At 46.3% G+C, this 26,675-nt stretch carries 27 protein-coding genes, 1 tRNA gene and 1 riboswitch; of the genes, 7 read left to right on the plus strand and 21 right to left on the minus strand.

Annotated features, from left to right (window positions below):
• Position 1: 1 nt before the first annotated feature.
• Positions 2 to 1,696 carry a carbohydrate-binding protein gene (locus tag ACE3K2_RS26305; RefSeq protein ID WP_421897088.1) on the plus strand — a complete coding sequence of 565 codons (1,695 nt, stop codon included), beginning with the start codon at positions 2 to 4 and terminating at the stop codon, positions 1,694 to 1,696.
• 63 nt (positions 1,697 to 1,759) lie between these two features.
• On the opposite strand, the gene ACE3K2_RS26310 is transcribed toward ACE3K2_RS26305, so the two are convergent.
• Together ACE3K2_RS26310 and pelA are read right to left on the minus strand one after the other, a co-directional pair.
• Positions 1,760 to 1,844 (minus strand) — tRNA-Leu (locus ACE3K2_RS26310).
• A gap of 133 nt (positions 1,845 to 1,977) precedes the next feature.
• Positions 1,978 to 2,931: a pectate lyase gene (gene pelA, locus ACE3K2_RS26315; protein ID WP_421897091.1), complete on the minus strand. Its 954-nt coding sequence runs from the start codon at positions 2,929 to 2,931 to the stop codon at positions 1,978 to 1,980.
• A 426-nt stretch (positions 2,932 to 3,357) separates the two neighbouring features.
• Positions 3,358 to 3,489: riboswitch (cyclic di-AMP (ydaO/yuaA leader) on the plus strand.
• 5 nt (positions 3,490 to 3,494) lie between these two features.
• On the opposite strand from pelA, the gene ACE3K2_RS26320 reads away from it, so the two are divergent.
• Positions 3,495 to 3,959: a C40 family peptidase gene (locus ACE3K2_RS26320; protein WP_421897094.1), complete on the plus strand. Its 465-nt coding sequence runs from the start codon at positions 3,495 to 3,497 to the stop codon at positions 3,957 to 3,959.
• Between the two features lie 100 nt (positions 3,960 to 4,059).
• Here the strand turns inward: ACE3K2_RS26320 and ACE3K2_RS26325 are convergent, their stop codons facing one another.
• The 4 genes from ACE3K2_RS26325 to ACE3K2_RS26340 form a co-directional block, all read right to left on the minus strand.
• Positions 4,060 to 4,389 (minus strand): carboxymuconolactone decarboxylase family protein, encoded by a 330-nt coding sequence (locus tag ACE3K2_RS26325; protein WP_017689352.1) that lies wholly within the window; start codon positions 4,387 to 4,389, stop codon positions 4,060 to 4,062.
• 142 nt (positions 4,390 to 4,531) lie between these two features.
• On the minus strand, positions 4,532 to 4,750 hold the full coding sequence (locus ACE3K2_RS26330) for a hypothetical protein (RefSeq protein WP_278295843.1): 219 nt from the start codon (positions 4,748 to 4,750) through the stop codon (positions 4,532 to 4,534).
• A 120-nt stretch (positions 4,751 to 4,870) separates the two neighbouring features.
• On the minus strand, positions 4,871 to 5,200 hold the full coding sequence (locus ACE3K2_RS26335; protein WP_036609615.1) for a hypothetical protein: 330 nt from the start codon (positions 5,198 to 5,200) through the stop codon (positions 4,871 to 4,873).
• A gap of 97 nt (positions 5,201 to 5,297) precedes the next feature.
• The gene (locus ACE3K2_RS26340) at positions 5,298 to 5,879 is read right to left on the minus strand and encodes a xanthine phosphoribosyltransferase (RefSeq protein WP_421897099.1); all 582 of its coding nucleotides are present in this window, start codon (positions 5,877 to 5,879) and stop codon (positions 5,298 to 5,300) included.
• A 204-nt stretch (positions 5,880 to 6,083) separates the two neighbouring features.
• Here ACE3K2_RS26340 and ACE3K2_RS26345 point away from each other — a divergent pair, with 204 nt between their 5' ends.
• A complete protein-coding gene (locus tag ACE3K2_RS26345; RefSeq protein WP_421897102.1) occupies positions 6,084 to 7,139 on the plus strand; it encodes a hypothetical protein in 1,056 nt (351 codons plus the stop codon).
• Positions 7,140 to 7,272: 133 nt separating this feature from the next.
• Here ACE3K2_RS26345 and ACE3K2_RS26350 read toward each other — a convergent pair whose 3' ends face one another.
• The 6 genes from ACE3K2_RS26350 to ACE3K2_RS26375 all read right to left on the minus strand — a co-directional run bounded on the left by ACE3K2_RS26350 (position 7,273) and on the right by ACE3K2_RS26375 (position 14,078).
• On the minus strand, positions 7,273 to 8,403 hold the full coding sequence (locus tag ACE3K2_RS26350; RefSeq protein ID WP_421897105.1) for a glycosyltransferase family 4 protein: 1,131 nt from the start codon (positions 8,401 to 8,403) through the stop codon (positions 7,273 to 7,275).
• 293 nt (positions 8,404 to 8,696) lie between these two features.
• Positions 8,697 to 9,248: a GNAT family N-acetyltransferase gene (locus tag ACE3K2_RS26355; RefSeq protein ID WP_421897108.1), complete on the minus strand. Its 552-nt coding sequence runs from the start codon at positions 9,246 to 9,248 to the stop codon at positions 8,697 to 8,699.
• Between the two features lie 103 nt (positions 9,249 to 9,351).
• Entirely contained in the window at positions 9,352 to 10,392 is a 1,041-nt protein-coding gene (locus ACE3K2_RS26360) for a hypothetical protein (protein WP_421897111.1), read from the minus strand.
• A 97-nt stretch (positions 10,393 to 10,489) separates the two neighbouring features.
• Positions 10,490 to 11,293, minus strand: coding sequence for a Cof-type HAD-IIB family hydrolase (locus ACE3K2_RS26365; RefSeq protein WP_421897114.1), 804 nt, complete (start codon positions 11,291 to 11,293; stop codon positions 10,490 to 10,492).
• Between the two features lie 344 nt (positions 11,294 to 11,637).
• Positions 11,638 to 12,384 carry a pseudouridine synthase gene (locus ACE3K2_RS26370; RefSeq protein WP_421897117.1) on the minus strand — a complete coding sequence of 249 codons (747 nt, stop codon included), beginning with the start codon at positions 12,382 to 12,384 and terminating at the stop codon, positions 11,638 to 11,640.
• Complete coding sequence (locus tag ACE3K2_RS26375) at positions 12,381 to 14,078, minus strand: RsmB/NOP family class I SAM-dependent RNA methyltransferase (RefSeq protein WP_421897120.1); 1,698 nt, start codon at positions 14,076 to 14,078, stop codon at positions 12,381 to 12,383. Before ACE3K2_RS26375 ends, ACE3K2_RS26370 begins: the two co-directional genes overlap by 4 nt.
• A gap of 221 nt (positions 14,079 to 14,299) precedes the next feature.
• On the opposite strand from ACE3K2_RS26375, the gene ACE3K2_RS26380 reads away from it, so the two are divergent.
• Positions 14,300 to 14,848, plus strand: a complete 549-nt coding sequence (locus ACE3K2_RS26380; RefSeq protein WP_339241208.1) for a thioredoxin family protein — start codon at positions 14,300 to 14,302, stop codon at positions 14,846 to 14,848.
• Positions 14,849 to 15,065: 217 nt separating this feature from the next.
• Here ACE3K2_RS26380 and ACE3K2_RS26385 read toward each other — a convergent pair whose 3' ends face one another.
• The 3 genes from ACE3K2_RS26385 to ACE3K2_RS26395 form a co-directional block, all read right to left on the minus strand.
• A complete protein-coding gene (locus ACE3K2_RS26385) occupies positions 15,066 to 15,548 on the minus strand; it encodes a DUF309 domain-containing protein (protein WP_421897124.1) in 483 nt (160 codons plus the stop codon).
• A complete protein-coding gene (locus ACE3K2_RS26390) occupies positions 15,535 to 16,350 on the minus strand; it encodes a GTP pyrophosphokinase (RefSeq protein ID WP_091032183.1) in 816 nt (271 codons plus the stop codon). Before ACE3K2_RS26390 ends, ACE3K2_RS26385 begins: the two co-directional genes overlap by 14 nt.
• Before the next feature lie 135 nt (positions 16,351 to 16,485).
• Positions 16,486 to 17,583 (minus strand): quinone-dependent dihydroorotate dehydrogenase, encoded by a 1,098-nt coding sequence (locus ACE3K2_RS26395; protein ID WP_338593635.1) that lies wholly within the window; start codon positions 17,581 to 17,583, stop codon positions 16,486 to 16,488.
• 254 nt (positions 17,584 to 17,837) lie between these two features.
• Between ACE3K2_RS26395 and ACE3K2_RS26400 the strand changes: the two genes are divergently transcribed.
• Positions 17,838 to 17,975 (plus strand): hypothetical protein, encoded by a 138-nt coding sequence (locus ACE3K2_RS26400; protein WP_017689367.1) that lies wholly within the window; start codon positions 17,838 to 17,840, stop codon positions 17,973 to 17,975.
• Positions 17,976 to 18,017: 42 nt separating this feature from the next.
• Here ACE3K2_RS26400 and ACE3K2_RS26405 read toward each other — a convergent pair whose 3' ends face one another.
• The 3 genes from ACE3K2_RS26405 to ACE3K2_RS26415 all read right to left on the minus strand — a co-directional run bounded on the left by ACE3K2_RS26405 (position 18,018) and on the right by ACE3K2_RS26415 (position 21,337).
• Positions 18,018 to 19,460, minus strand: a complete 1,443-nt coding sequence (locus ACE3K2_RS26405) for a L,D-transpeptidase family protein (RefSeq protein WP_421897129.1) — start codon at positions 19,458 to 19,460, stop codon at positions 18,018 to 18,020.
• A gap of 215 nt (positions 19,461 to 19,675) precedes the next feature.
• A complete protein-coding gene (locus ACE3K2_RS26410; protein WP_421897132.1) occupies positions 19,676 to 19,918 on the minus strand; it encodes a ferredoxin in 243 nt (80 codons plus the stop codon).
• Positions 19,919 to 20,035: 117 nt separating this feature from the next.
• A complete protein-coding gene (locus ACE3K2_RS26415; protein WP_421898481.1) occupies positions 20,036 to 21,337 on the minus strand; it encodes a DNA polymerase IV in 1,302 nt (433 codons plus the stop codon).
• 532 nt (positions 21,338 to 21,869) lie between these two features.
• On the opposite strand from ACE3K2_RS26415, the gene cimA reads away from it, so the two are divergent.
• Positions 21,870 to 23,489 carry a citramalate synthase gene (gene cimA / locus ACE3K2_RS26420; protein WP_421897135.1) on the plus strand — a complete coding sequence of 540 codons (1,620 nt, stop codon included), beginning with the start codon at positions 21,870 to 21,872 and terminating at the stop codon, positions 23,487 to 23,489.
• 79 nt (positions 23,490 to 23,568) lie between these two features.
• Here the strand turns inward: cimA and ACE3K2_RS26425 are convergent, their stop codons facing one another.
• Positions 23,569 to 24,120, minus strand: a complete 552-nt coding sequence (locus ACE3K2_RS26425) for a TlpA family protein disulfide reductase (protein ID WP_421897138.1) — start codon at positions 24,118 to 24,120, stop codon at positions 23,569 to 23,571.
• Positions 24,121 to 24,348: 228 nt separating this feature from the next.
• On the opposite strand from ACE3K2_RS26425, the gene ACE3K2_RS26430 reads away from it, so the two are divergent.
• A complete protein-coding gene (locus ACE3K2_RS26430) occupies positions 24,349 to 24,840 on the plus strand; it encodes a Mov34/MPN/PAD-1 family protein (RefSeq protein WP_421897141.1) in 492 nt (163 codons plus the stop codon).
• Here the strand turns inward: ACE3K2_RS26430 and ACE3K2_RS26435 are convergent.
• Entirely contained in the window at positions 24,826 to 25,563 is a 738-nt protein-coding gene (locus ACE3K2_RS26435; RefSeq protein ID WP_421897143.1) for an exonuclease domain-containing protein, read from the minus strand. The two genes, ACE3K2_RS26430 and ACE3K2_RS26435, sit on opposite strands and share 15 nt — an antisense overlap.
• Positions 25,560 to 26,645 (minus strand): DUF294 nucleotidyltransferase-like domain-containing protein, encoded by a 1,086-nt coding sequence (locus tag ACE3K2_RS26440; protein ID WP_421898484.1) that lies wholly within the window; start codon positions 26,643 to 26,645, stop codon positions 25,560 to 25,562. The genes ACE3K2_RS26435 and ACE3K2_RS26440 overlap by 4 nt, the downstream gene beginning before the upstream one ends.
• Positions 26,646 to 26,675: the final 30 nt, after the last annotated feature.

Raw genomic sequence — 26,675 nt, forward strand, 5'->3', positions numbered from 1 at the left:
GATGAAAGTAGTGAAATTCAAATTTAAAAAGACGATCAATGTTTTATTGGCCTGCTTAACCGCTCTGCCCCTCATGTTAAGTCCTACACAAGTTTCTGCGGCAAGTGATGCCAACATTAATTTGTCCTCGGAAAAACAACTGATCAAGGGCTTTGGGGGCATTAACCTTCCTGCCTGGATTGGTGACCTGACGCCTGCTCAACGTGAAACTGCTTTTGGTAACGACCAGAATCAGTTAGGCTTTTCCATTCTTCGGATCTACGTCGATCCGGATTCGAATAACTGGTATCGTGAGGTTGCCACAGCCAAACGGGCTATTGAAAAGGGTGCCATCGTATTTGCATCCCCATGGAATCCTCCGAGCAGCATGGTTGAAACGTTCAACCGCAATGGGGACACCAATGCCAAACGTCTGAAATACGACAAATATGCCGCATATGCGCAGCATCTGAACGACTTTGTAACCTACATGAAAAATAACGGTGTAGATCTGTATGCCATTTCTGTGCAAAATGAACCGGACTATGCTCATGACTGGACCTGGTGGACTCCACAAGAGATCCTTCGATTCATGAAGGAAAATGCCGGTTCCATTCAAGGTACCAGAGTCATGGCGCCTGAATCCTTCCAATACCTAAAGAACATATCCGATCCAATCCTGAATGATCCGCAGGCACTTGCCAACATGGATATTCTAGGGGCTCATACGTACGGAACCCAGATTTCGAATTTTGCCTACCCTCTCTTTAAGCAAAAAGGAGCCGGTAAAGAACTGTGGATGACTGAGGTGTATGTTCCGAACAGTGACAACAACTCAGCCGACCGCTGGCCTGAAGCACTAGAGGTCTCCTATCACATGCACAATGCCATGGTAGAAGGGGACTTCCAGGCCTATGTATGGTGGTACATCCGCAGACAATATGGTCCGATGAAAGAGGACGGTACCATAAGCAAACGCGGGTATAATATGGCCCATTTCTCCAAATTTGTACGTCCTGGCTATCTCAGAGTGGATGCAACCAAAAACCCGGATACGAACACATTCGTTTCTGCCTACAAAGGGGATAACAAGGTCGTTGTCGTGGCAATTAACCGTGGAACTTCGGCTACAAGTCAGCGGTTTGTGTTGCAAAATGGCAATGCCTCCACTGTATCTTCGTATGTGACGGACAGCAGTCGTAATCTGGCAAGTCTTGCACCTATTAATGTTTCCAATGGCGCATTCACAGCCCAGCTTCCTGCACAGAGTGTAACTACATTTGTTGCTGATCTTACTGGTGGCAATGGAGGCGGGAATGTAGGCACTGGCACCACATATGAAGCTGAGACGGGAACAACGTTGACTGATGCAGTGATCGAAACACTTTACCCGGGATATACAGGATCAGGATATGTGAACTTTAACGCGTATACAGGTTCAGCCATTCAATGGAATAACATTAACAATACGATTACAGGTACCAAAAATGTAAAGTTCCGTTACGCCCAGGAGAGTGGTACTCGCAATCTGGACATCTACGTGAATGGCACCAAAGTGCTCAGCAATGAACCCTTCACTGCAACAGGAAGCTGGTCCACCTGGGGTGAGAAAACCATTCAGGTTCCTATGAATTCAGGTGTAAATACCCTTCGAATCGTTACCACTGGAACCGAAGGACCGAATATTGACAGCATTGATGTTACCGCAGCACAATAAATATCAAAAATGCAAACAAAAAAAGACTCCTCAAGTGTTAGCTTAAGGAGTCTTTTTATTAGATGCGGTCGAGAGGACTCGAACCTCCACGGGGGGTTAGCCCACACGGACCTGAACCGTGCGCGTCTGCCAATTCCGCCACGACCGCATATTGTACCAATCAATATCGGCGACAAGAAATAATATATCATGCAGAATCTATCATGTCAACACTGAAAATAATAACATGAAAGCCCGAACCAGACGTCCATGTCGATTCGGGCTTTACCTTTAACTGCCAATTACAGCTTGGAAGGCCAGTTGCCATACCAGGCGTAACCGCCTCTTCTTTCTTTATCAATATCACTTAATTTGTATTTAACTACCCCGTCACGACCAATAAAGATAGGTTTATCCGTTCCTATTTCATAGAAGCGTGCCCAGATCGGTGCCGCTTTGGAATCAGGGATAATTTTGCTATCTCCATTTGCTCTTTCATACTTGTAACCCGTAATTTTCACCTTATTAAACCAATCCTCCGCTCCTTTTATGGATGCGGTAATTTTAGCGTTGGCAGGTCTCGTTTTCAGGAATTTAACGATTGTTACACTTTCTCCAGCTGTCAGTGAGGGTACTTCGTAGATTCTTGCGCTCGCAGGTTTAAGGGAACTGGAATCATGCTGTTGTCCCCATGCTGTCAGCTTACCACCTGAAATGACCTGTGTATTCAGAATGGCCTCTACGCCTTTAGCAACAGAATTTTTACTGCGGTTAGCAAGTGTGCTGTCAATAAACGAGAAATCACCTTTGCGTGCTGCTACTTCATCAAGCATGATCATTACATTAATCATGGCATCATCATTGTAAGTGATATGTTTGTGATATCCGGAGCTTTGGTAGACTTGTGGCCATCCACCGTTTGAATACTGCATGTTGATCAAAAAGTTAATGCCTTTGATTGCAGCTGTAGAGTATCGCGGATCATTTGTCTTTTTAAATTCCTTCGCCAATCTTCTAATTTCTGAGTATGTAGCCTTGTTGTCTATTGTGGACTTCGCCCACTCTCCGCTGGTTTGCTTATAATCTTTTCTCCAACCTCCATCCGGCAGCTGGTTCTTTAAAATATCAGAGATACTGGCTGTTGTTCCCGAAGCATCAGCAGCAAATACCGTCCCTACAGGTATAACTGCCATTCCAACGGTTGAGAACACCATGGTGCATGCCAGGACAAAAGTAACGATTTTCTTCGCTTTCAAATGTAACACTCTCCCATGTTCATTTTGATATAATTCACAATTCTACCTTACCTACAACGCCAGTCTAAACCTCCTTAATTTGAATGTATAACATAATAAAATCTATTTTCATCCAATATGTGGTTTGGATAATGAGATAATATGCAATAAATCGATTTTTGTCAATATATGCAACAAAATGAATATAATCTCTTAAATCCAACATAAAGGAATAGTTCTTTTAACTCATGACAAACCTATTTATTTATCCAAATTCGTCTGGAACGAATCAATAATGACGTTTTTGTCATGAATGATACCTAAACGTGCTCCCTTCTTTCATATAAAAACCTTAATTCCGCTAACATTGAGGTATTACGAAGGGTTTTAAATGGGTTTGACAATTACGCATTTATGCAATATAGTTTCAAATAGTTACAAAAACTTAATTATTCATTGCCGAGTTTCATGTTTGAAAACGGGGGAACCATTTTGGGTGAATTATTCTTATACATAGGAAATATAGGGAACCTTCTACCGAACCCTTAGCTAACTCCGTAGGCATCGAAGGGAGAACATTGATTTTGAAAAAACTGATTATCTCCATTTTTGGAGCAGCTGTATTATTTACATCCGGGGCAACAAGCACAGAGGCAAGCAGTATCAACTCCGTAGTGAACAACATGACTGGTATACCTTACAAATGGGGTGGCACGACTGTAGCCGGCTTCGACTGTTCTGGTTTTATGAGATATCTTTTCAACAAATACAGCATTGAATTGCCACGTACTTCACAGCAGCAAGCCAAAGCAGGTACGCCTGTATCAAAAAGCAACATTCGTACAGGTGATCTGGTGTTCTTTAATACAACAGGCAAAGGCATTTCACATACAGGTGTATATATCGGCGGCGGACAATTCGCTCATGCCTCCAGCAGTAAAGGTGTAAGCATCACGAAGTTATCGAATCCTTACTTCAATGACCGCTACGTAACAGCACGTCGGGTAACTGGACAGTTTATGTATGATAAAATGTTGGGTAAAATGTAGGTATGATAAAAAAGAGGAGGCTCCGGATCAACCCGGAGCCTCCTCTTTTGTTTGGTTTACCTCTTTATGAGAAACAGTCCTTGGACTACCTCATCTGCACTTAATGCAGCGCCTTCTGCACTCGCATTGCGCCCTGAGACAGGGCATGTCCGCCTCCTACAGCTCCGGCCACGGCTACAGTCTCCATGATCTCCTGATCTGTAGCGCCCTTGGCACGTGCTTCTTCCACATGGTAGAAGGTACATACCTCATTGTTGGCAAATAATCCAATGCCAAGTGCAATGAGCTGTTTTGTCTTGGCATCAATCACGCCAGGTTGAAAACATTCTCCCGTAAACTCATGATACGACTTCACCACACCTGGCAGCACATCGCTTAATGCTCCAATCTGATCCTTGTAGGCATGAACTTTATCATTCATCAATGTCATCGCTTGTAGCACACCCTCTCGGCTATAGTTACAGATCTTCCTCACTGTACCTATCTTCTCACCCGAGTGAGTCAATTATGCCAAGAAATCATGGTAATTCCAAACATTTAAACGCCCATGATTCATCCATAGGGATAAGCTGTTACTCACCGAGTGGACTCTGACGCGGTTCGCTGAACAGCTGATATCGGTAACCACGATCCAGCTTGACGACACGTCGATTCTGACGACGGATAAGTACCTGCTCGCCATCCCAGGCAACCACAATCCCGGTTACATCGTTAGATTCCAGCTCATCCCGTACTACTCTGACTTTCTCACCTGACAGACGCAAGGCGTCCAGTTCTGTATCACTAATCATGTTCATGGCTCCTATATTCCAAATTTATTTACAAAAAGAGACCTAAATGAAAAGTCATTTAGGTCTCACGTGACTGTATTGGACTGTCATGTCATTCGAAATGTTGTCCCGACTGAAAAGTTACCGCTGCGCGTGCTCTTTGCTGTCGTTCTTCTCGAACCAAAAATCAAGCACTTTGGCGGACATCACACGTTCTTCAAGGTACTCCACTTGATGCGGTGTAAATTGTTCTTTCCAAGAGAAGGACAACTCTTCGCATAAGCCTACAATCGTCAGTAATTCTGACCAGGCAACATAGCGTTTGTACCAGAAAAATTGAGGATGTTCAATCATATAGGGATAAAGGTCATCGAATTCCGTATGTTTACAATCCAGGGCACGTTCAAAATGAACTTTCGATTCCGCCAGCTTATCATTAAAGAATTGTTCTGTTGCCGGTTGGTTCCCCATGGTGTTGCCTCCTCTCCCTAACATAACCCCATTATAAATGAAATCCGCGGTCATGCAAAGGCATAGTTCAAAAAATAGGCCCTATTCCTTTAAAATGTCACATTTCGTTATCGTCAAATTGTACCGTTCCATTGTTCAGGGAACGAATGCGTACCAAGGCTTCCACCGGAATCCCCTGTTCACGGATCGTGCGTGCCCCTGCCTGAAAACTTTTCTCGACCACAACGCCAAATCCGACGAGTTCAGCACCAGAACGCTCGATAATTTTGATGACGCCACGAGCAGCATCTCCATTGGCAATAATATCATCAATGAACAAAATACGATCACTCTCATGAATAAACTCGCGAGATACCATAATGTCAGTGACAATTCCTTTGGTAAAGGAAGGTACGCGTTCACAGTAAGCATCAGGATCAGCCAGAAGTGTTTTTTTGCGACGGGCGAATACAAGGGGTACCCCAAGTTCATAGGCTGCGGCAAACGCAACCGGAATCCCTGAGGATTCTACCGTGATTACCCGAGTCACTCCACTTTCACGAAAACGGGCAGCAAACTCACGTCCCATCTCCATCGTTAATGCAGGATCAATCTGGTGGTTTAATAGACCATCCAGCTTTAATACTTGATCCGAGATAACGACACCCTCTTGTAAAATTCGTTGTTTCAATAATTCCATGATTTGACCTCCCAAGCCTATCCTATGAGGTAAAAGTATCATATATCTATCTATAAGTTCAAGCGAAATTGCCTGGGCGCTGTCCTGGAGACGTAATTCAAGCCAAACCTCATTATCGATTGTCATGACTTTCGTGGGTCAAGCATACCTTGTACCATGGTACCCGCATGTCCAAACTAAACAGGGGCCTGAGAGGGGAAACACATGAAACAGGCATTACGGGTGCTGCAGATCGCGTTTACATACATCGGAACGGTTGTCGGAGCCGGCTTCGCTACAGGGCAGGAAATTTTGCAGTTTTTTACCCAGTATGGCAAATGGGCCACCGTCACCATAGGCTTATCCACCATGCTCTTTGTCTGGTTAGGTACCAAAATGATGCTGATCGCTCACGATACCGGTTCCCGCTCTTATGAGGATCTGAACAAACATTTATTCGGCCAGAAGGCGGGCAAATGGATCACCTGGGTAACCCTTCTCATTCTCATTGGCGTGAACAGTGTCATGCTTGCCGGAGCAGGTTCCGTTTTTGTCGAACATCTGGGTTTGCATTATCAGACCGGTCTGATCGTCACACTTGTAGGGACATATCTACTTCTCGGTCGGGGCATTCGGGCCATCCTTCAAATGAATAGCATCGTTGTTCCCATGATGCTCCTGTTATCTCTGCTCATGATCACCAGTACCATCCATCATCCAGGTGCTTCCCGATTCATCACACTGACCACAGACTCAAGCCCCATTCAGGTATGGCTGTCTCCACTGTTGTATAGTTCGTTCAATCTGGCGTTGGCTCAAGCTGTTCTTGTGCCTGTAGGTAACCAGATTCGTAGTCGGAATGTGCTAAAGTGGGGCGGAGTATTGGGTGGAATTGGCGTAGGTTTCATGCTGATGGCAGCTCATTTTGCCATGTCAGCACAGATGCCCGGCATCATCCAATTCGAAATCCCGATGGGCAGCATTGCCTTTCAACTTGGATGGGCAGTGCAATCCGTATATGTATCCCTTATTTTCATGGAAATATTCAGTACCTTTGTAGCCGATATCTATGGAATGACCTTGCAACTCAGACAACATATACGTGTCCATCCCCGTTTCATTACATTAACCATTATGCTGTTGTGTTACTCACTCAGTCAGTTTGGATTCAGTTCGCTTTTATCCATCCTTTACCCAATCTTCGGAAGTCTGGCACTGATCTGGGCTGCCAAATTGGTACTGAACCGTTGGGGCGCCTTTCGTGGACGCAACAATATATAAACGTTGACGTACTTCTTCATGAATATGAGCATCCGTTAGCACCATAACCATAACTCATCGCGCGAACTGTTTCCTTTAAACATGACAAAAAGCCGCTGTTTAGCACAGCGGCTCACCCTTTTTGCTATCCATTTTAGGCTTTGCTGGGAAACTGTAGATACATCTTTTTCAACTCATTGACCGATCTGCCGAGCGAGTAATGTGTTTTGGCTTTTTCACACGCTGAACGGGCAAGTTCATAACGATAAGCCGGGTCCAGCATCACCTTTTCAAGCGCTTCAGCCAGTGCAGAAGGATCTTCTGCCGGTACAAGCAATCCATTGCTACCGTTCTCGATCTGTTCCGGTATACCCCCTACATCCGTACCTACAAGGGCAAGACAACTCAGCGCCGCTTCAGCGAAGACGGAACCAAATGCTTCTGCCCGTGAAGGAAGTACAAAAATATCAAAGAATGGCATGAATTCCTCAGGGTGCAGTGTGTAACCATAGAAGATAGTCTCATTATAGATCCCCAATCGCTGCGCCAATTCTTCCAGATCAGGACGAATCGGTCCATCTCCAATAATATGTAACACATAATCATGACCTCGGCCCTTCAGTTCCGCACAGGCTTTGAAAAGAATATCCAACCCTTTCGCCGGAACAAGCCGACATACCGTGACCAGCTGTGGTATCGCATTATCATGAGGAATCGGCTTAAACCGCTTCTCATCAAATCCATTGGGAATCACACCGATGACATCAGGTTCCTTCACGTAGGGAGCCAGATAACGACGGAATGAATCCGACACCGTTAAGAGGCGCTCTGCCTGGTGTTCCAGCTCACCATATATCGCAATCAGGAATCGATGCTCCGGTCCATCCGTTTCAATGCGTCCATTAAGGATTAATTCTCGTTCATAACTGGAGTGAATCGTCTGGATGAGGGGTGTATCCGGGAAAACCGTTTTCATCGCAAGTCCTGCAATTGGGTGGTGAGCATGGATCAGATCATAGGGCTTCTGAATACGCAGTTTGGTCCACCATAGATAATCCCGATAGGTTTGAATATATTTTTGGACAACAGGGCTATCCTGATATTCTGTCCAGTCAAACGTTTCGAAATGAACTTCCTCTCTACCCTTGTTGCGAATTCGCTTTGGCAACGAGAACAGATCCATTTCCCATCTCGGGGTTGTAAATCTCTCTTGCATATAAGGAATCATAGAGGATACACCTCCGGGCTGCTCCGGAGGAAAGAAAAGCGCCTGCAGCAATTTCACTGTTAGTTTCCCCCTTTCCACTTACGTTCTTTCAATGCCTCTTCATTCAATATATATCAGAACGGCTCTACTATCCATTATGACATAGGGAGGCCGGAACATCTATATTACGTAAGATAGTGCAAACTTTTGGCTATTTAAACCGCTCAATCAAAGCTAAACTGACCAAGCTTTTGTTTACCAACTCGTATATACAACATATTCATGAAACGTGCCCCTCAGAAGCTAAAGCTTTAATTTAGCAGTTAACCGCTCGCGTTTGTCGTCAACATTTTCATTGATAGTCAGAATTCTCAGTTCATTAGCTCCACGGGCTTCTCATATGTACTGTAACCATCGTTCTCTCCCAAAAAAGTATACCCGTTCCGCGCGTAAAAGGCATTCAACGTTGCGTTGCTCGCTCCGCAATCTAACCGAACCGTATGTTTGCCTTCAAAGTGTATGCCGCTGCTGGACCATTGCAAAATGGACCGTCCCAGACCGCTCTGAGCATATTTTCTTCGAATCGCCAGCCGGTGCAGATATATTGCGCCATCCTCAGCGTAAGCTTTTGAACCCCATAGATGAATATCCCACGGGCTTGGCTGAACCATAAGGATGACCATCCCCGCTACGTCCGCTCCTTTTTTAAATACAAACACATCCCCACGCCGAATTGCCCCTGCCGTATCATGTGAATCTTCACCTTGGAGCAAAGCGTTCCATTGGGAAGAACCTTGGCTCTGTAACCATTCGGCTGTCTCCACCAACAGCGACATCACATCGTCCGTATCTTCGGGCTTCGCCTGAACCGCTTGAAAACCATCGTTAATAATATCACTACTGATCCTGAATGAGTGCATCATTGTTCTCCTCCGCTTCCTGATCTCTATTAAACTAATGGTACTATACCGGGAAATGGATTTTTCGTCAAAATGAGAACAAAAAAAGGTAAAAGGCAGCTGCCTTTTACCCATCTATTCTGGCTTCATCAATAATCTGATTTCGATACAACATCGTAAGATGCAGCGTATCAAACTCCATCTCCCTGTCCAACTCCTGTATCAACACTTCGACCAGGCTCTTTCGCTGCACACTGGTCCCTGGAACCTCGTAATCAATGTATCCCGTCAGATCGGATTGAGAAGTGTCTATTGTTGCTGTTCCCACGGGCAATCCACCTCGTTCCTGAAGAAACAGCTCATATACCCGGAACTCCCGATCCTTACGCTTCAGCATGACATAACATGTTTCTTCAGCAGCTTCCAACGCATCCAGATCCGATTCATCGGTATCCTCAAACTCCTCGGAAAAATCGCGATGTATCCACTCTAACGTCTCCAGTTCGTTGCCCTGATGCCACATGCGGATTGTAATTGTATCGATGATGTCCTCATCCAGCTCTCTGACCAACAGCTCTGCCGCAGCTTCCAATTGATTCTCTTCCGGCTCGTCATACCAGTGTATTTCACCTTGTACATCAGCGCCATATTGTTTTAAGGAAGCTTCTGCAAGTTCCTGTCCTTCGACATCATTGAATATATACGTGGATATGCTGCGTCCAGCGCTTACCATTTCCATCTCCAGAACCTGATCCCGATCTTCATATGTAAACGATTCGGCTTGTGAACCAGGAATGACCTTCGTTTCAATACGATCTCTATCGTCATCGCTCTCTTCATCATAAATCATATCCTCAGACGACCAAAACGATTCTGAATCGGGCATGTGCAAAACTGAATGTAATGAGCCACAACTGACCAGCACTTCATAATATGCAGCTTCCAACGCGTCAGCAAGAGATCGGGCATAGGCATGCACTTTTTCCACAATAAATTGCTCTGTACCACCTGGCAGAGACTTCTGCTCGATCTGAAGACAACCTGATAAACGATCTCCTTCTCTGTACACAAGAAAAAGTGAGCCTGCATATTGACCATTAACCATCACGTCCTGTACTTCTCCACCTGATGTCCGCAGGTCGGCAACCAATTCCACCTCATAATTCATCACGTGTCCTCCTCCATTCCTAACGTTATTCTCTTAGGATGCCCCTGAGGACGGTAGATTATGAGGGAAGCGTGCATTTTAAGTATGAGATGTACGTTTAGACAGATAACACATATTTTTGGATTGCGTGTGCCACACCTTGCTCGTTATTGGAGAGTGTAACCTCGTTCGCAGCAGCTTTCACCTCGTCTGGTGAGTTATCCATGGCAATGCCTTTGCCCGCAAAGGTCAGCATCGTAATATCATTGAAGTAATTTCCAATCGCCATGATCTCCGAAGGCAAGATTCCTTTGGATTCGGCCAGCCTTTTCAGCGCAGCGCCTTTGGACGCTTCGGGATGCATCAGGTCAATAAAAAAGTCACCACTCCGTGTCATATAATAAGGCAGATTCCAGGTAGACCACTCCTGAAGCACTGCGTCCATCTGTTCAATCGGTCCAAATGCAGTGAATTTGGCCAGCGGTTCTGTCATGTCAACCCACTTGGGTAACTTCAGTGGCTCTGCCATAAAGTTGTAATACATCTCACGCACCTGCAACCCCAAACCTTCCGGCTGATCCACATACAGACCAAAAGCCGTATTGATGTCAAAATGTACTCCATTGGTTCGACAGTAGGAGATGATCGGCTCCAGTCCTTGTCCATCTAAGGCAAAATGATGAACCACCTCGCGGGTATCCACTTGCGCCGTTACGGCACCATTATGTGTAATTACATATCCATCCAGCCCCATCTGCTCCATAAAAGGAATCGTGTTGGCCGGACCTCTGCCTGAACACAGGACGATCTCTGCTCCCTGACGGGAAGCTTGGATCAAGGTCTCCTGAGTCCATTCGGTTAGTTCATGATGATCATTCAGCAGTGTTCCATCTACATCAAGTGCAATTAATTTATAGGTCATTCTGGCTTCATCCTCATCTGTTAGTAGTCGCCTTCACCCAAATCCTCCCTTCCGAGGGAGGGCCCCAGAGGGCTCTGCCCTCTGGGCTCCCGTCTTGCTCACCGGTGTTAGGTCGGGTCTTGCTATGTCACGGTTGTCGTAGGAACGCTTATCGCCGGGCACACCGCTGGTCAGCGCCGGTCCCGCCCAAGCTTAACCGGGACCATTACGGGCAGGGCTTCGCTCTCTGCCCGGCTCCCTGCTTCACTTCGTGAAGGACGGGAGCTTTCCCGCCTTCGGCGTTAGCACCGGGGCTTCGCTTCCCTCCACAACTCCCTGCTCCGCTTCGCGAAGGACGGGAGCTTTTACTTCCGCAGAAGATTCAACTCGTCTGCGGTTAGTTCACGATAGCTTCCGATGGCTAGATCGGAAGCCAGTTCAAGCTCCCCCATGGCTACGCGTTTCAGATAGATCACTCGCTTGCCTACCGCCTGAAACATACGTTTCACCTGGTGAAACTTCCCTTCGTGAATAATAAGCGAGATCGACGAGATCGTGCCTTCTTCCGTCTCTTCCTGACCAAGTATAGTCAGCTCAGCAGGTAATGTCTCGTACCCGTCATCCAATTGAACGCCCGCTTTGAAACGTTGTACATCCGCTTCATCCACGCTTCCAAGCACACGGGCTTCATAGGTTTTGGGCACATGCTTGCGTGGAGATAACAGATCATGGGCCAGCAGACCATCATTCGTAAGAATGAGCAGTCCTTCTGTATCCTTATCCAGTCGTCCCACAGGAAACGGATTAAAGACACGATCCTCTTTTCGCAGCAGATCCAGAACCGTCCTATCTCTGTTGTCCTCCGTAGCAGACACAACACCCGGAGGTTTATGAAGCATCAGATAGATCATCTCCCGATACACAATCCGCTCTCCATCGGCTTCAATGACGTTGACCTCGGGATTCACCTGTACACCACTGTCTTTCACCGCTTTGCCGTCCACACGGATTCTGCCTTGCTTCACCATCTTTTTAAGTTCACTTCGTGTTCCCACACCCATATGACTTAATATTTTGTCCAGACGCAGCGTTTGTTTGCCTTTTCCACTCATACCGATGTCCACCTCCAGCCTGCCGGATATTCATTCTTCAGTACACCATCCAGCCATTTTCCCCAGCCAGCGGCATACCCATCTACACATACAAGAACGTACCCTTTGGCAATCGTATCCGCCTTGAGCACCACTCGTTCTTCTTCAATATTCAACGTTTCACCCTTAAGATACCTCACGGCTTCGCCATTAGCAGATGACAGATTCACGCTTCGCCGTGCCTCCGATGCATTCAGCGCACACGCAAGCGGGTGGGAAGGAACAAATCTCCCATTCTTGATCGTGCCCATAAACCAGCCTGGACGAATGACTTTCAGCCCCTCCAGCCGTGCTGCACCAACCGATGATTGATACACACGATCTCCGTAACATACTGTTTCTCCGGTTAACTTGAGCTCCAATTGTTCTTTCATAAACTGAGTGTAGATCGCAACCGGATCCATACTTGCCGGGTCAACTCCGCGTCCCTGACCCCGTTCCGATTTACGTCCACCGTGATCTTTCCCTTTTTTGCCCGGTCTGCCCGGATTCTTGCCGCCACCAGCCTGTCTGTCATGAGACGCTCTGGATTCGATCCGCAGCAAACGTTCCTTTTTACGATCAGCCTTGGTCATAGCAATTGAAGAAGCAGCAATAGAGTGATCCTTGTTCCCCTCTACTTCAATCTTGGACACATCCCCGACCTGTCCATACTCCATTGCTCCTTCTTTAACTACTCCTGGTTGATCTGTTCCGAATCCTTGGCCTGCACGATGCTGTAATACAGCGACATAATGCCCTTCTCCTTCCAAAAGGTGAGGCCACAATCTTGCGGTACCACGCGTTAGATCCAGCACATCTTTGGTCTCATCGGCCTTCTCAGGCATCATTTGACGCACCCATTCCGGACGCCCTGGAGCAAATCCTGCCTCTTCAGAGATGTCCCTGACAACGAAATCACGGTTTACATTCAGAAACTCCGCAATCATCGCTTCATTTTCCTCCGGCGCAAAGGTACAGGTTGAATATACAATCGTACCTCCCGGAGCCAGCAATCGTGCCGCAGTCTCAAGGATATCGCGCTGCATGAGTACACATTTTTCCACCGAATGATGTTCCCACGATTTCACCATGTCTTCATCCTTGCGGAACATCCCTTCACCTGAACAAGGCGCATCAATTAATACTTTGTCAAAATAATGAGGAAATGCATTTGCGATCCGCTCGGGCGACTCATTCAACACAACGGCGTTACGCACCCCGTACAATTCCACGTTCTTGGCCAGCGCTTTTGTGCGTTCAGCATGGATATCATTTGTGACAAGTACACCCTTGCCTTGCAGCTTTGCAGCAATCTGTGTCGTTTTCCCTCCCGGAGCAGCGCACAGATCAAGCACACGATCTCCAGGCTCCACCTGCAATAATTCAACGGGAGCCATTGCACTCGGTTCCTGTATATAATACAAGCCAGCATGGTAATAAGGGTGCAGGCCCGGTTTAACACCGTGAGGTACATAGAACCCTGTCTCACACCATGGAATAGGTCTTAGATCAAACGGAGCAATCTCATCGAATTGTTCCATCGATATTTTCAGCGTATTCACTCTCAATCCCGCATGGGGAGACTGTTCATACGATTTCATAAATTGTTCAAACTCATCACCCAGCAAACGTTCCATTCGCTCAGCAAATATTAAAGGTAACTTTACACCCATATTCCCACTCATCCTGTCTTGGTAAGATTGCAATATCGTTTTATTTTATCATATCCAAGCTTTGCTTTCCTATCATATCGTATCTATTCCACTACAGCGTGTAATGTAGTATAATGGCAAGTAGATTGATTCCTGAGCAAAAATCCGGGTGTTTATGCATATTATCCCAACCTTTATTTTTGCCCAAACTATATTTCGATATGATCGATGGGGGATGTCCGATGAAATCCAAGAAGAAAAAGAAAAGTGCTGCGATCCTTATTTTCCTGGGTATTTTAGTCGTTATGATTGCTGCACTGGTTGTCGTAGACCAACAATCCAAGAAACAGATGGATTCAGTGGAAAATGCTTATGGCATCGCTGCTTCCAAGCTTAATCCAGCGACACGGGAGCTGCTTAGCGATCCCAACTACCAACAAATCATTCTCCCCGCTGATCTCAAAGCCAAAATCGATAACAAAGACAGTTTCTTTGTTTATTTCTTCGCTTCCGACTGCTCGCACTGCCGCGCCACAACACCTCAGTTAATGCCGCTGGTTGACAGTGAAGGTATCGAACTTCCGCAGTTCAATCTGCGCGAATTCGAAGCGGGATGGACCGATTACAACATCGAGTTCACGCCTACACTCGTCTATTATGAAGCTGGTGTCGAGAAAGACCGTATGGTTGGCGGACTGCAAGAGAATGGCAGTGATCAAGGCTACACGTTGGACGATTACAAACAATTTTTCGAAAAATATAAAGGCAATGCCACTCCTTCGGCAAGCTAACGGATAGATACGTTTCCACAGTATCGCCGAGCAGGCACTTCGATCATCATACACTGTTCTAATAGAGGACAGGCTGTGCCACCTGCAATTATCTGAATATGACGCAACATTCAAAAACACCCCGATTGTTCCCTTCACAGGAATAATCGGGGTGTTTCATAACCATGGAATTTCATATCCATGAGATGCTCGTATGAATGGTAAAGCTGGTTACAACTCAACTTTCACCCTGCTTTATCGCCTTCATCTTCTCTTCGTATATACGCCCTCTGGTAGGACTCCGGCGTTGCGGAATATTAGGTTTTAGCTCAAGCGATCTTCTAGATATCTCCTGTTCCAAGACCCCATCCACAATTCGTATCGATAAATCCCTGTAAGTCACAGACTGAACATCGGATTGGGACAGTTCCTTCACGATTTCCTTTACATCCCGTACCAAAGCCCCAAGGTCAATACCCAGAATTGTATCAGGATAAGGTTCCAGAAGATCAAGTGAGCTCTGTAACATCATCGTACCTCCGCGGAGATTGCCATTCCTGAAATGATATAAACCAACCGCAATTTGTAACAATCCTTTATAGAGAGAATCCAGGTTCCGCTCAAGCCACAATTCTTCCAGCACTTCATGACACTCGAAATAATCCTGATCCCGATTGAAGTAGATTAAGTAGTCAATGTACAGCGGCTCATAGATGCTCATCCGGGTTTTCGCCCTTTCTGGCGTTGTTCAGAAGTTTTTTCACGTCATCCAGCAAGTCCTTGAGCCCTTCCATATCATGTCGTTCCCAGTAATCGTTAAAACGCTTCTGTGCTTCAATCGCTTCACTGACAAGGTGGTAGAAGTATAATTGATGAATGATGTTCAAAGTTCTTGACACGATATTGGAATCATCCTCAAAGGCCTTCTGCGCCTCCAAAATCTGTAGACGAATGGCAGACATCTCGTTATCCAGTACAAAAGCGGCCTCAGCTGTTTTTTTCAACCTGGCTCGCATGTCATCCGGTAAGCTCTCCCGAAATTTGTAACTCAGAGAATGTTCAATGGTAGCCCAGAAATTCATGGCAAGTGTCCGGATCTGAATCTCGGCCAAAACGATCTTTTGTCCCAGAGCCGTCTGAACGGGATATTCAATAATCATATGGAAGCTGCGATAACCGCTCTCTTTGAAATTCGTAATATAATCCTTCTCAATAAGTACCGTGAGATCCTTGCGACCGCGAATGTATTCGGCGACCCGACGGATATCATCTACGAATTGGCACATGATACGGATACCTGCAATATCCTCAATGCCTGTCTCCACGTCATCAAGCGACACATTCAGTCGTCTGGATTTCTCCAGAATACTGGATATTTTTTTGACACGACCGGTAACGAATTCAATCGGGGCATACTCTTCCCGTTTTTTCAGCTCCGCCCGCATTGTCTTAAACTTGACTTTTAATTCCTCTACCGCTTGTTCATAAGGAAGTAAAAATGTACCCCAGTCTCTACCGTCCATGCTTATGCCTCCTGTCTCTATAGCGTCCCCTGTTCTATTCCATTATACATGATGTTTGGTGGGGGGAAGAGTCCCGAAGCATTTTAACGCTCTTCCATGCTTCTATATTTTCATTCCGGGGATCCACAATCCTTCTTAACGATGCTCCGCTCCAACCGCTTCAGAGATATGACGATAACCGTCCTTGCGCAGTAACTCACGCAGTCCGGCATGAATACGCCGATTCACTTCAGGTCCTTCATAGATCAATGCTGTATATATTTCGACCAGGCTTGCTCCCGCTTTAATTTTCTCGTATGCATCCTCACTTGTGAAAATGCCACCTGAACCGATAATCGGAAGTTTGCCTTCGGTCTGACGATAGATCTGGCGAATAATCTCCGTAGAACGCTCACGCAGCGGTTTACCGCTGAGACCGCCAGTCTCTTTCGCATGTTGGTGGGAAAGTCCTGTACGACTGATGGTTGTGTTCGTTGCAATAATGCCCGCAACACCACTGTCCGCTATAGTGCGAACCATATATTCAAGTTCCTGATCATTCACATCCGGTGCAATCTTCACCAGAACCGATTTGGCCGCTCCGCCTGCTCGTGCATGCTGCACGTTCATCTCGTTCATAACCGCAGCAAGCAGTTCCTTCAATTCATTTCCATGTTGCAGATTACGCAAATCCGGTGTATTTGGTGAACTGATATTAACCACGAACAGATCTGCATAATCATATAGTGCCTGAATGCACTTCGAATAGTCCAGGTGAGCTTCCTCATTCGACGTTGCCTTATTCTTGCCGATGTTAACAGCCACTGGAATACGCCGATCCTGTAGACGTGAAAGTTCTCCTGCCATCGCTTCCGCACCCAGATTGTTGAAGCCCATTCGGTTCACCAAAGCCTCATCTGGAGGCAAACGGAACAGCCGTGGTTGATCGTTGCCTGGTTGTGCAAGTGGTGTCACGGTTCCCACTTCCATGAATCCAAATCCGATGGAAGAAAAGCCCGTTACAGCCTGTCCGTTTTTGTCCAGACCCGCAGCCAGACCAACAGGTGTAGGGAAATGACACCCAAACATGTCAACAGCCAGATCAGACGTTTCACGAACGCCGTACATCACCCGCAGCCCGGAAGGAACCGGACGGATGCTGCCCACGCCACTAAGGCCGCCAATAATCAGATGATGGGCCTGTTCAGGGTCCATTTTGAACAACAAAGGTTTAGCAAGACTTCTGTATAACAAATCACTCACTCCGTTCTGGTCCGGTACGCCAAAAAGCCGTTTTCCGTCTTTTCATATGTAAAAAAACACTCTACACACAAGTCTATCTGTTTCTTATTCAAAAGGAAAGTAGTTTGCGCATAGACACCACAAATCGAATGATGCAAAATGCTCACAAGAAATCCACCCGCCCACTGGAAATGACGAGTTGAATTCTTTACAATGAGAGCATGGTTACTCTACACCAGTTCTATTCCAATAAGGAGGAATAACTCATGGCTCCCAAACGTAAACCACCTGCATTACAACAAAAGAAAGAAGAAGTGAATCGCAAAGCCATTGCATGGACTGCAGCCAGTGTAGGCGGCTTGATCATCATTATTGGTGCTCTTATCATTATTGCCAATATGTAGATGATTCAGGCTGAATCCATCTGATTCTACATATCCAACAGATCAATTCAGCCAGTGATACGTTTTGTTCGGATTATTTTGCCGTGGAACAAGCGTATGCTGATAACGCTGCTTGGCTTCTGGAACAAGCGTCAGATCTGGCAGTACATCTTCTCCAATGCGTACCGGAGTGCCTTGCGGAGCAAGAGCAAATAACTCTTCTACATCTCCTGTACGCATTCTCACACATCCAAGGGACTCATCCAGTCCAATACTGTCTGGCTCGTTGGTCCCATGGATGGCATAATTCGTGTTGGAGAGCTGCATGCCCCTGCTTCCAAACTCACCATTCGAGCGTCCATTCGGATTCACCACTTTATCCGTGATCACAAATGAACCTTCCGGTGTTCGATCACCGCCAAGCCCCACATCATACATACGAACAATGGTATCCCCACTGATTAATGCAAGTTTATGTATATCCTTATCAATGACAATTTCAAGTGGTTCCTGCAAAAAAGGCTGACCTCCCAGCGTATCCGCAAAAGCGGCATTTTGGCCTTGAGATGAATTCGAAGTCGTCGAACCGTTCTCTTCACCGCTCGCATCGCCCTTTCCTTCCAGTGCCTTTCCTTGATGCAAGGCCAGCAGCTTCGGAAACATCTCGGTCATGCCTGGCGCAGTCTCTCCGAGAATATTATTTGGAAATGGCTGAGCCATTTGCGTTACACTTTTGGGCCAGGTACCATTTTTTTTGCGATAGGCAACGATTGCACTTGATAATGATGCAGCCGCTTCCTGTTTCGCGGTCCATGCCATAGCCATCTTTTTGATTTTCGGTGTGACTTCAGGAGGTTCACAGTTACACTGCTTGGCATCATAACTCTGTGCAGTTAATTTCCCGCTTGTATTCGTCTGCACAATGTATTTCACAGGCATATTTCGCTTCCATAAAGACCAGTCCTCCGAGGTTTGCATTCCCAATACAGCAGAAGTCTCCACTTTTGGTCCGGACCCGGACCAGGCAGCTGCGAGCGCAACCTCGCCATGATTGCCTCCACCAAATGCCGCAGCAGTGAACACATTACTTGGTGGAATGGACGCAGTCCCGGCCTGTTGATCAGCCTCTACAGGCGCTGTGATATCGTCTGTAGATTCCAATGCTGCTGAGAGTGCATCAGCCGCTTCGCGATTGAAACCTGGAGCGTCCGCAGGTGGCAGACCTGCCAGCACAAGCAGCATGAATAACGTAAGCCACATTTTGCGTCTACGTTGTTTTTTCTCCTTTTGCTCAGACATCTCCACCAGTTTCTCCTGATAGTCCACCCAGATGTCAGCAGGAGCTTTACTGCGTTCAAATGCCTCGTAAACCTCGCCCGCTTGCTGAAAGCAATAGTTGGCTTTGGCCTCCTGTCCTTCGCCCAGGTACTCCTTTCCAAGCAGATACCAGGCCATTTTATTGTCTGGATGTTTCTTGACATATGTTCTTAGATGAGTATTTTGCATCCGATCCTCCACTATTTCGCCTTTTTCCGTATATCCTTATATATCGGCATAAGCATGTGTTGAATCCATAGGACTTCAGTACCCGGTGGGAAAAAGACATTTCGACAAGGTTCGGCCTTGATCCACAGATCAGATAATGCCCGTTAAAATGAAAAAAAGCACCTTCCCTTGTCGCAAAGACAAAAGAAAGTGCTCTGTGTTCATGCAAGAAAACCTTAACCCTCTTTATTGAAAGGCTCATCCGCTACTTTGATTGAATCTGTAGGGCAGCCGTCGCATGCATCCTGCATATCGTCAAACAAGTCTTCTGGAATAGCTTTTATCCCGTGGTTAGCATCGCCGTCAAAGATAACTTCTGCCAAACCTTCATCATCGTAATCGTAGATGTCTGGAGCCGTTGCTCCACAAGCGCCACATGCGATGCAAGTGTCTTTTTCAACCCAAGTATATTTGCTCATTTACATTCTCTCCTCCTAAAATTCGAAACGTACAGTGTTTTTATCTAGAAACATATTAAACCAAAGTAAGAATAATTACAAATCATTTTGCAACCACAAGTCTCTATTATCCCCTATTTAATCAAGACTTTGCAAGTTATCTTTTTGCAGGGAAGTACCGCGCACTTTATGATTGCGAAGCAGCACGGAAGGATCATCTCCAAGCATGCCAGCAGTCACAACAGCATTCTCACCAAATTTATCACGTAACTGATCCATAATCCGAATCAGATTGTCCTTCTTGGGCTTCTGCTCATATTCGAACAAGTCCATCTGAACAGCGGATTCTTCTCTTGGAATCAGGTTTTGAAGTGTCACACCCAGCATCCGTACAGGCTTGCCACTCCCCCAATGCTTCTCGAATAGTTTACATGCCTCACGGTATATCACCGTTGCATCCTCTGTAGGAACTTCCATTAAACGTGATCGGGTGATGGTCTTCATATCCGGTGTCCGGATCGTAATCTGAATCCCCTGGCTGAACATTTCATGCTTGCGCAATCTTCTGGCGACCTGGTCACTTATATTGAGGAATACCCGATGAATCTCATTTATATCCGATACATCCGCCGGCAGCGTGGTTGTATGCCCAATGGATTTATTGGCTTCCCGTTCCGCGTGAACTGCGGAATGGTTAATGCCATTCGCAGAATTTTTGAGCCACGATCCATTGACTCCGAATATGTCGGTCAGCATGTTCTCATCCGACTTGGCCAGTTGACCAATCGTTTCAATGCCCAATTTTTTCAGCTTTTCAGCCGTTTTTTTGCCAATGCCAAACATCTCGTTACACGGCCTGTGCCAAAGAATGCGAGGTACGTCCCTCATGCGTAAAATGGATATACCGTTCGGTTTTTTCAAGTCCGAGGCCATTTTCGCCAATAATTTATTGGGTGCAATGCCAATGGAACAAGGCAGTCCCAATTCATCCTTGATTCGACGCTGAATGCTCTCTGCAATCTCCATTGGATTCCCGAATTGTCTTGAGCCTGTAATATCCAGATAACACTCATCAATGGACGTCGCCTCAAGCAGAGGGGTATAACTATACGCAATCTGCATGAACGCTCTTGAATATTGACGATATAAATGAAAATCGGGACGAATCACAATAAGATCAGGGCACTTCTTCATCGCTTGGTGTACAACCATGCCTGTTGAGATCCCCCGGTTACGAGCGGTATATGAGCAGGTTACGATTACACCCTTGCGCAGCTCGCTACTGCCTGCAACAGCCGTTGCTTTTCCTCTATATAGATCCGGTTCTTCCGCTTCATGTACAGAGCAGTAGAAAGCATTCATATCCACATGTAGAATCACCCGTCCGGCTGTAGGGTAATATTGATCCACATTCGCTGGAGGATTGCCGTCTGAAGACATCATGACCCCCGCCCTTTCATGCACACTAAATAATGAAAACTAAATTACTTTCTTCTATAGTATATCAAACCTGTTATGTTAATTCAGTTGCCGGATTTTATTTTCTGCGAGATCTGATCAAAGACCTAATAATCAACCAGCCTACACTCACAAAAAGGATCAAAGTGATCAGGGCTATAACCGTATTTTCCCATACAAAACTCAAAATCAACCCTCCTTTTATTCCATATATTCCAATTAAACCTTAATAATAGATTATAACATACATTCGGATTATGATTAACATCCTTCTTTTTAGTCTAAAATCCGAGAATTGTTACATGAAACTGCGATTTCGATGTAGCTTTTGGTTATAATGGTGCTATAATAATTAATTATACAAATTGACGACTTTAGGACAAATCAACGCATCCAGTTTAACACAGTGTAGCGTTGCCGAATCGAAGGATTTATCCAATAACGCACTTAACTGCTATTCCCAACTTACAATCCAATCTTTTAAAAGAGCGCTTTATCTCAAAGGAGGATCTTCATGTCAAAGGCCATTTCCATCTTCGATACGACTTTACGTGACGGCACACAAGGGGAGGGTGTCAGCTTATCGGCAGACGACAAACTCAAAATTGCCAAGAAGCTTGATGACCTGGGTGTCCATTATATTGAAGGCGGAATTCCCGGCAGCAATACCAAGGACATCGAGTTTTTCAAAAGAGTCAAGGAATTAAACCTGAATGCAAAGGTCGTTGCTTTTGGCAGTACACGCCGTAAAGGCAGCGTTGCCAGTGAAGACGCCAACCTGAAACGTATGATCGAATCTGGTGCTCAGGCCGCAACCCTTGTTGGAAAATCCTGGGACTTCCATGTGCACACCGCTTTGCAAACCACACTGGAAGAGAATCTGTCCATGATCTATGATTCCATCGCCTATCTGAAACAGAATGGTATGGAAGTCATCTTTGATGCAGAACATTTTTTCGATGGATTCAAACATAACCCGGAGTATGCTCAAGCGGTCTTGACCAAGGCTCACGAAGCTGGAGCGGACTGGCTCGTTATGTGTGATACCAACGGCGGGACAATGCCTAATGAGGTGCACGAGATCGTATCCACACTGCACAGAAGCCTGCCTCACGCCCATCTCGGCATCCATACACATAATGATTGTGAACTGGCTGTGGCCAACACACTCAGCGCTGTACAAGCCGGAGCCCGTCAGGTTCAAGGAACGATGAACGGTTATGGAGAGCGTTGCGGTAACGCCAACCTCGCATCCATTATCCCGAACCTGCAACTGAAGCTTGGCTATGAATGTGTTACTGAGGATTCAATGAAACAACTTACAAACGTGGCTCGTTATGTTAGCGAGATTGCCAATGTGAATATGCCGATTAATCAGCCTTATGTCGGCAATGCTGCTTTTGCTCACAAAGGTGGAATTCACGTCTCTGCCATCCTGCGGGATTCACGCACCTATGAACACATCGTGCCTGAACTGGTCGGTAACAAGCAACGTGTACTGGTCTCGGAACTTGCCGGACAGAGTAATATTGTATCCAAAGCACAGGAACTGGGGCTTGAGTTCGACCCAAGCAGTGCCAATTCACGTCAGATTATTGAGAAAATCAAAGATCTGGAGCATCAGGGTTACCAATTCGAAGGCGCAGATGCCTCGCTCGAATTGTTAATTCGTGAAGCGAACGGTGACATGAAAGAATTGTTCACTTTCGAATCATTCAAAATGCTTGTGGAGAAAACGGCAGGCAAATCCGTTGTTTCTGAAGCTTTTGTCAAACTTAATGTAGCTGGAACAAGTGTCTACACCGCTGCTGAAGGTAACGGTCCGGTTAATGCACTCGATAACGCGCTTCGGAAAGCACTGGTACAATACTTCCCTTCACTTGCCAACATGCATCTCTCGGACTACAAAGTACGTGTACTGGATGAGAAAGATGCCACTGCTGCCAAAGTTCGTGTTTTGATCGAATCCAAAAATACGGAAAACACATGGAACACGGTTGGTGTATCCGAGAACGTCATTGAAGCAAGTTGGGAAGCTCTCGTGCACAGTTTCCGCTATGCGCTGCTTCAAGAAAAATTGCAGGATGAGCCGGGTATACTCCCCGTTCCTGCTCACGGGCTAAGTAATCATTAAAGTGTATTTCCCGGAAAATAAAAAGAAGCCTTTGTACCCATTATTCATGGATGCAGAGGCTTCTTTCTTTGCAGAAAATTTAATTTGCGATTAACTCTTTAATCTTACGTTCCAGTTCTTTCTCGGGCAATATGCCCAGAACAATCTCCTGTATAACACCTCTGGAGTCAATCAGAACATTTGTTGGAAAAGCGACCCCATTGTATTGAGCATACACTGTTCCCTTTTCATCCAACGGAATTGGGAACGTCAGCTGGTACTCATCTACAAAAGCTTTGGCGTCTTTCAGCTTATCGTAGGATGTTACATTTACACCATAGAGGTCCAGCTTATCCTTATATTTCTCAGCCATTTTGTTCAGCTCCGGAGCCTCCTGTTTACACGGCTCACACCATGATGCCCAGAAACTGACAAAAGTGGCCTTTTCTTTGGCGCCACCCACACTATACGTTTTACCATCCATTGCCGTTAGCGAAAATGCTGGTGCCAGAAGACCCGCACGAGGCCCCGTCTCTGTAGGCATGGGTTCTTCCTGTTTAAATACGGCTGCAATTCCGTCGCCTGCATTCTGAGCCAGCGCAATGCCAACCAGCAAGACAACTCCAAGGAGTATGTATATATTTCGTTTCATGACCCGCCACCCTTTTATATAATTAGCATCTTTGTAACTGAAACCGTAATTTCTGACATGCTAAGTGTTTATCACGCTCTATGACCGTTCCCAGAACATGATTCCCCAATGTTTTTTCTTTATTATTGTACCCTTTTCCTTTAAAATTTTACAATCCGCATCACAGAAAATAAAATGAAAAAGGACTCCTGCAAAAGCAGGAGCCAAAGAGAGAGGGGGTGAATACAAATGGCAGCACTTCACGGACAGCAAAACACCTTCTACATCCCTTCTTCCGTAGAACAAGAGATGTGTGAGCACATGTTCCTTTCGCTGCCGCAAGAAGCCTGCGGGGTTATGCTGGGTGAAACCGCAGCGGGCGGTATACGAATCAGTCGGTTTCAGCCCATTCGTAACGTAGCACCTGACCCGCTGCATCATTTTGCTCTGGACGGTGCCGAATGGATTCGGTGCATATTCTCCGAACCTACACTCATTGGCATCTTCCATTCTCATCCACAGTCCAAGCCTGTTCCTTCCTTAGAGGACATGCGAGCTCTTCCAGCCTTCGCCGGTTTGCTTCAGATGTACCTCATTGGCTCACCTGACCCAACAAGCGGGTTGCGATCTCATATGCTTCTGAACGGTTATCAGATTGAATCCTCGAAGGAATCGCAGGATCAGGAACAACAAGTTGTGCCTTCATATAATCTGCTTCCCGTTCCGTTATGCGTGACTTAACTGGGTGTACAAATCCCCCAAGGTCTCCACATGTTTACCCATCATGTCCTCCAGATAACAGGACCATAACTGTGCAGTCATTTTCGAATCTTCCAGTGCATGGTGACGTCCATGGATCGGAATGCCTCTGGATTCCAGTAATTCATCCAGACCATACCCTGGCCTGCTTGGTTCAAGCCAGCGGGCCAACATCATCGTATCAATTAAACGATGCGTCAGTCTTACTTTTGAAGTCCGCCACAGGGCAGCATTCAGAAAAGCTCGATCATGTGCACTTGCGTGTGCAATCAGAACACTCCCGCCAACAAAAGACATGAAATCGTGCAATCCCTCCAGCAAAGTTGGTGCGTCCTGCGTCATCTCCTGTGTAATACCTGTAAGTTCAGTAATATGTTCCGGAACCGCAGTCTTGGACTGCACCACCGTATAGAACTGTTCTCCTTCCAGCACCACACCACCATGTATACGTACCGCACCAAATGAGATAATCTCATCCCCATGCTGAGGTGAAAACCCCGTCGTTTCCAGATCAAATACAACTGCGTCCAGCTCATTCAGAGGCGTATGCAGAACCTCAGGTCTGCGCTGTTCTCTCATCATTGAGCGGATAAACGCCATGTGTTGCGCCGTAGGGGCTCCCATAATGGAAGCGATGGCGGAAGGAACCCCTCCCTGACGCAGCGAATTCCAGAATCCTGTATTGCCCCTTGCCGGCTCTCTCATGGACGTCTCCTTTCTGCAAAACGCAACTGTCTTTGCAAAGCACGATGCACTCGTCGTACCAATCCGAGCGTATCCCTGAGCTCATAATGAATCTGTTTTTGTTTCATCTGTTTCTCATTTAGGAATCCGCTACTATGTTGCAGATCCCCCTGGATAACCACCGGTGTGCTCCTGCGAAACTTCAAAGCGGCTATGAAGGCCCGCTGACAAGCATCCAGTAATGTAAACGGAACAGCTTCAAGTGAAGTGAGTCTCTCCATTCTTTTTAACGTAGATGACTCCTTGATCCCGTGTTGTAAGGCCAAATAACGGGCACTGTTCACCAGCGGAATATACAAACCATACTTGACATCAAATCCGCCCGCATGTTCACCAAATCGTTCTGTGACCACACGTCCAAGTACATTTAATGTAGCTTTATGTTTAACCGTATTGCGAAGAACGGCATCCGAAAGCTCAGGAACCAGTCTGAACTGTTCATAAAAACTCGTGATCCATTCCTCTGCCAGACTTTGCTCCCCCGCAACAAAACGCATGTCTGAAGCGATGATCAGATTACGAACGGGCTCCCAATTCAGATCCGAACTCCACTCTGTTAATTGTTGCTTCCATGACGCCAGCGTTTTTCTCCACAGCGGCTCTGAACACATGACTTTGCCTTCGCACTTGGCGTAACCAAGCCCCTCCAACATATCTGTCATTCGCTGTCCAAGCTCGGCAAAGTATGCCCCTTTACCCTCATGCGGGATATCGCTAATGATCATGCCATTGTCCTGATCACTCCATAACGTTGCTTCTTCCCTGCCTGAACTGCCAAATACGATAAAGGCATAGGGGACGGGAGGTTGGCCGAAGCCTTCCTCAACCATCCCCTGGATGCATAGCTCTACTGCTTTCCGTGCAATCCGGTCATGCAGTTCATTTACCGTTTGGTACCACTCGATTGGCGACAAGGAAGCGGAGAACAATTCCTGGAGCTCATTCTGTAATATCACACGTGCCTGGCGCAGTTCTGGAACAGACACCGCACCATCGATTCCCTGATAAGACCAGGAATAGTTTGTAAACGAGATGGGTTCCATCATGTCCAGCCTCCTTGAAGCATGTTTCAG

Source organism: Paenibacillus sp. (assembly GCF_048976745.1).
Taxonomy (GTDB): Bacteria; Bacillota; Bacilli; order Paenibacillales; family Paenibacillaceae; genus Paenibacillus.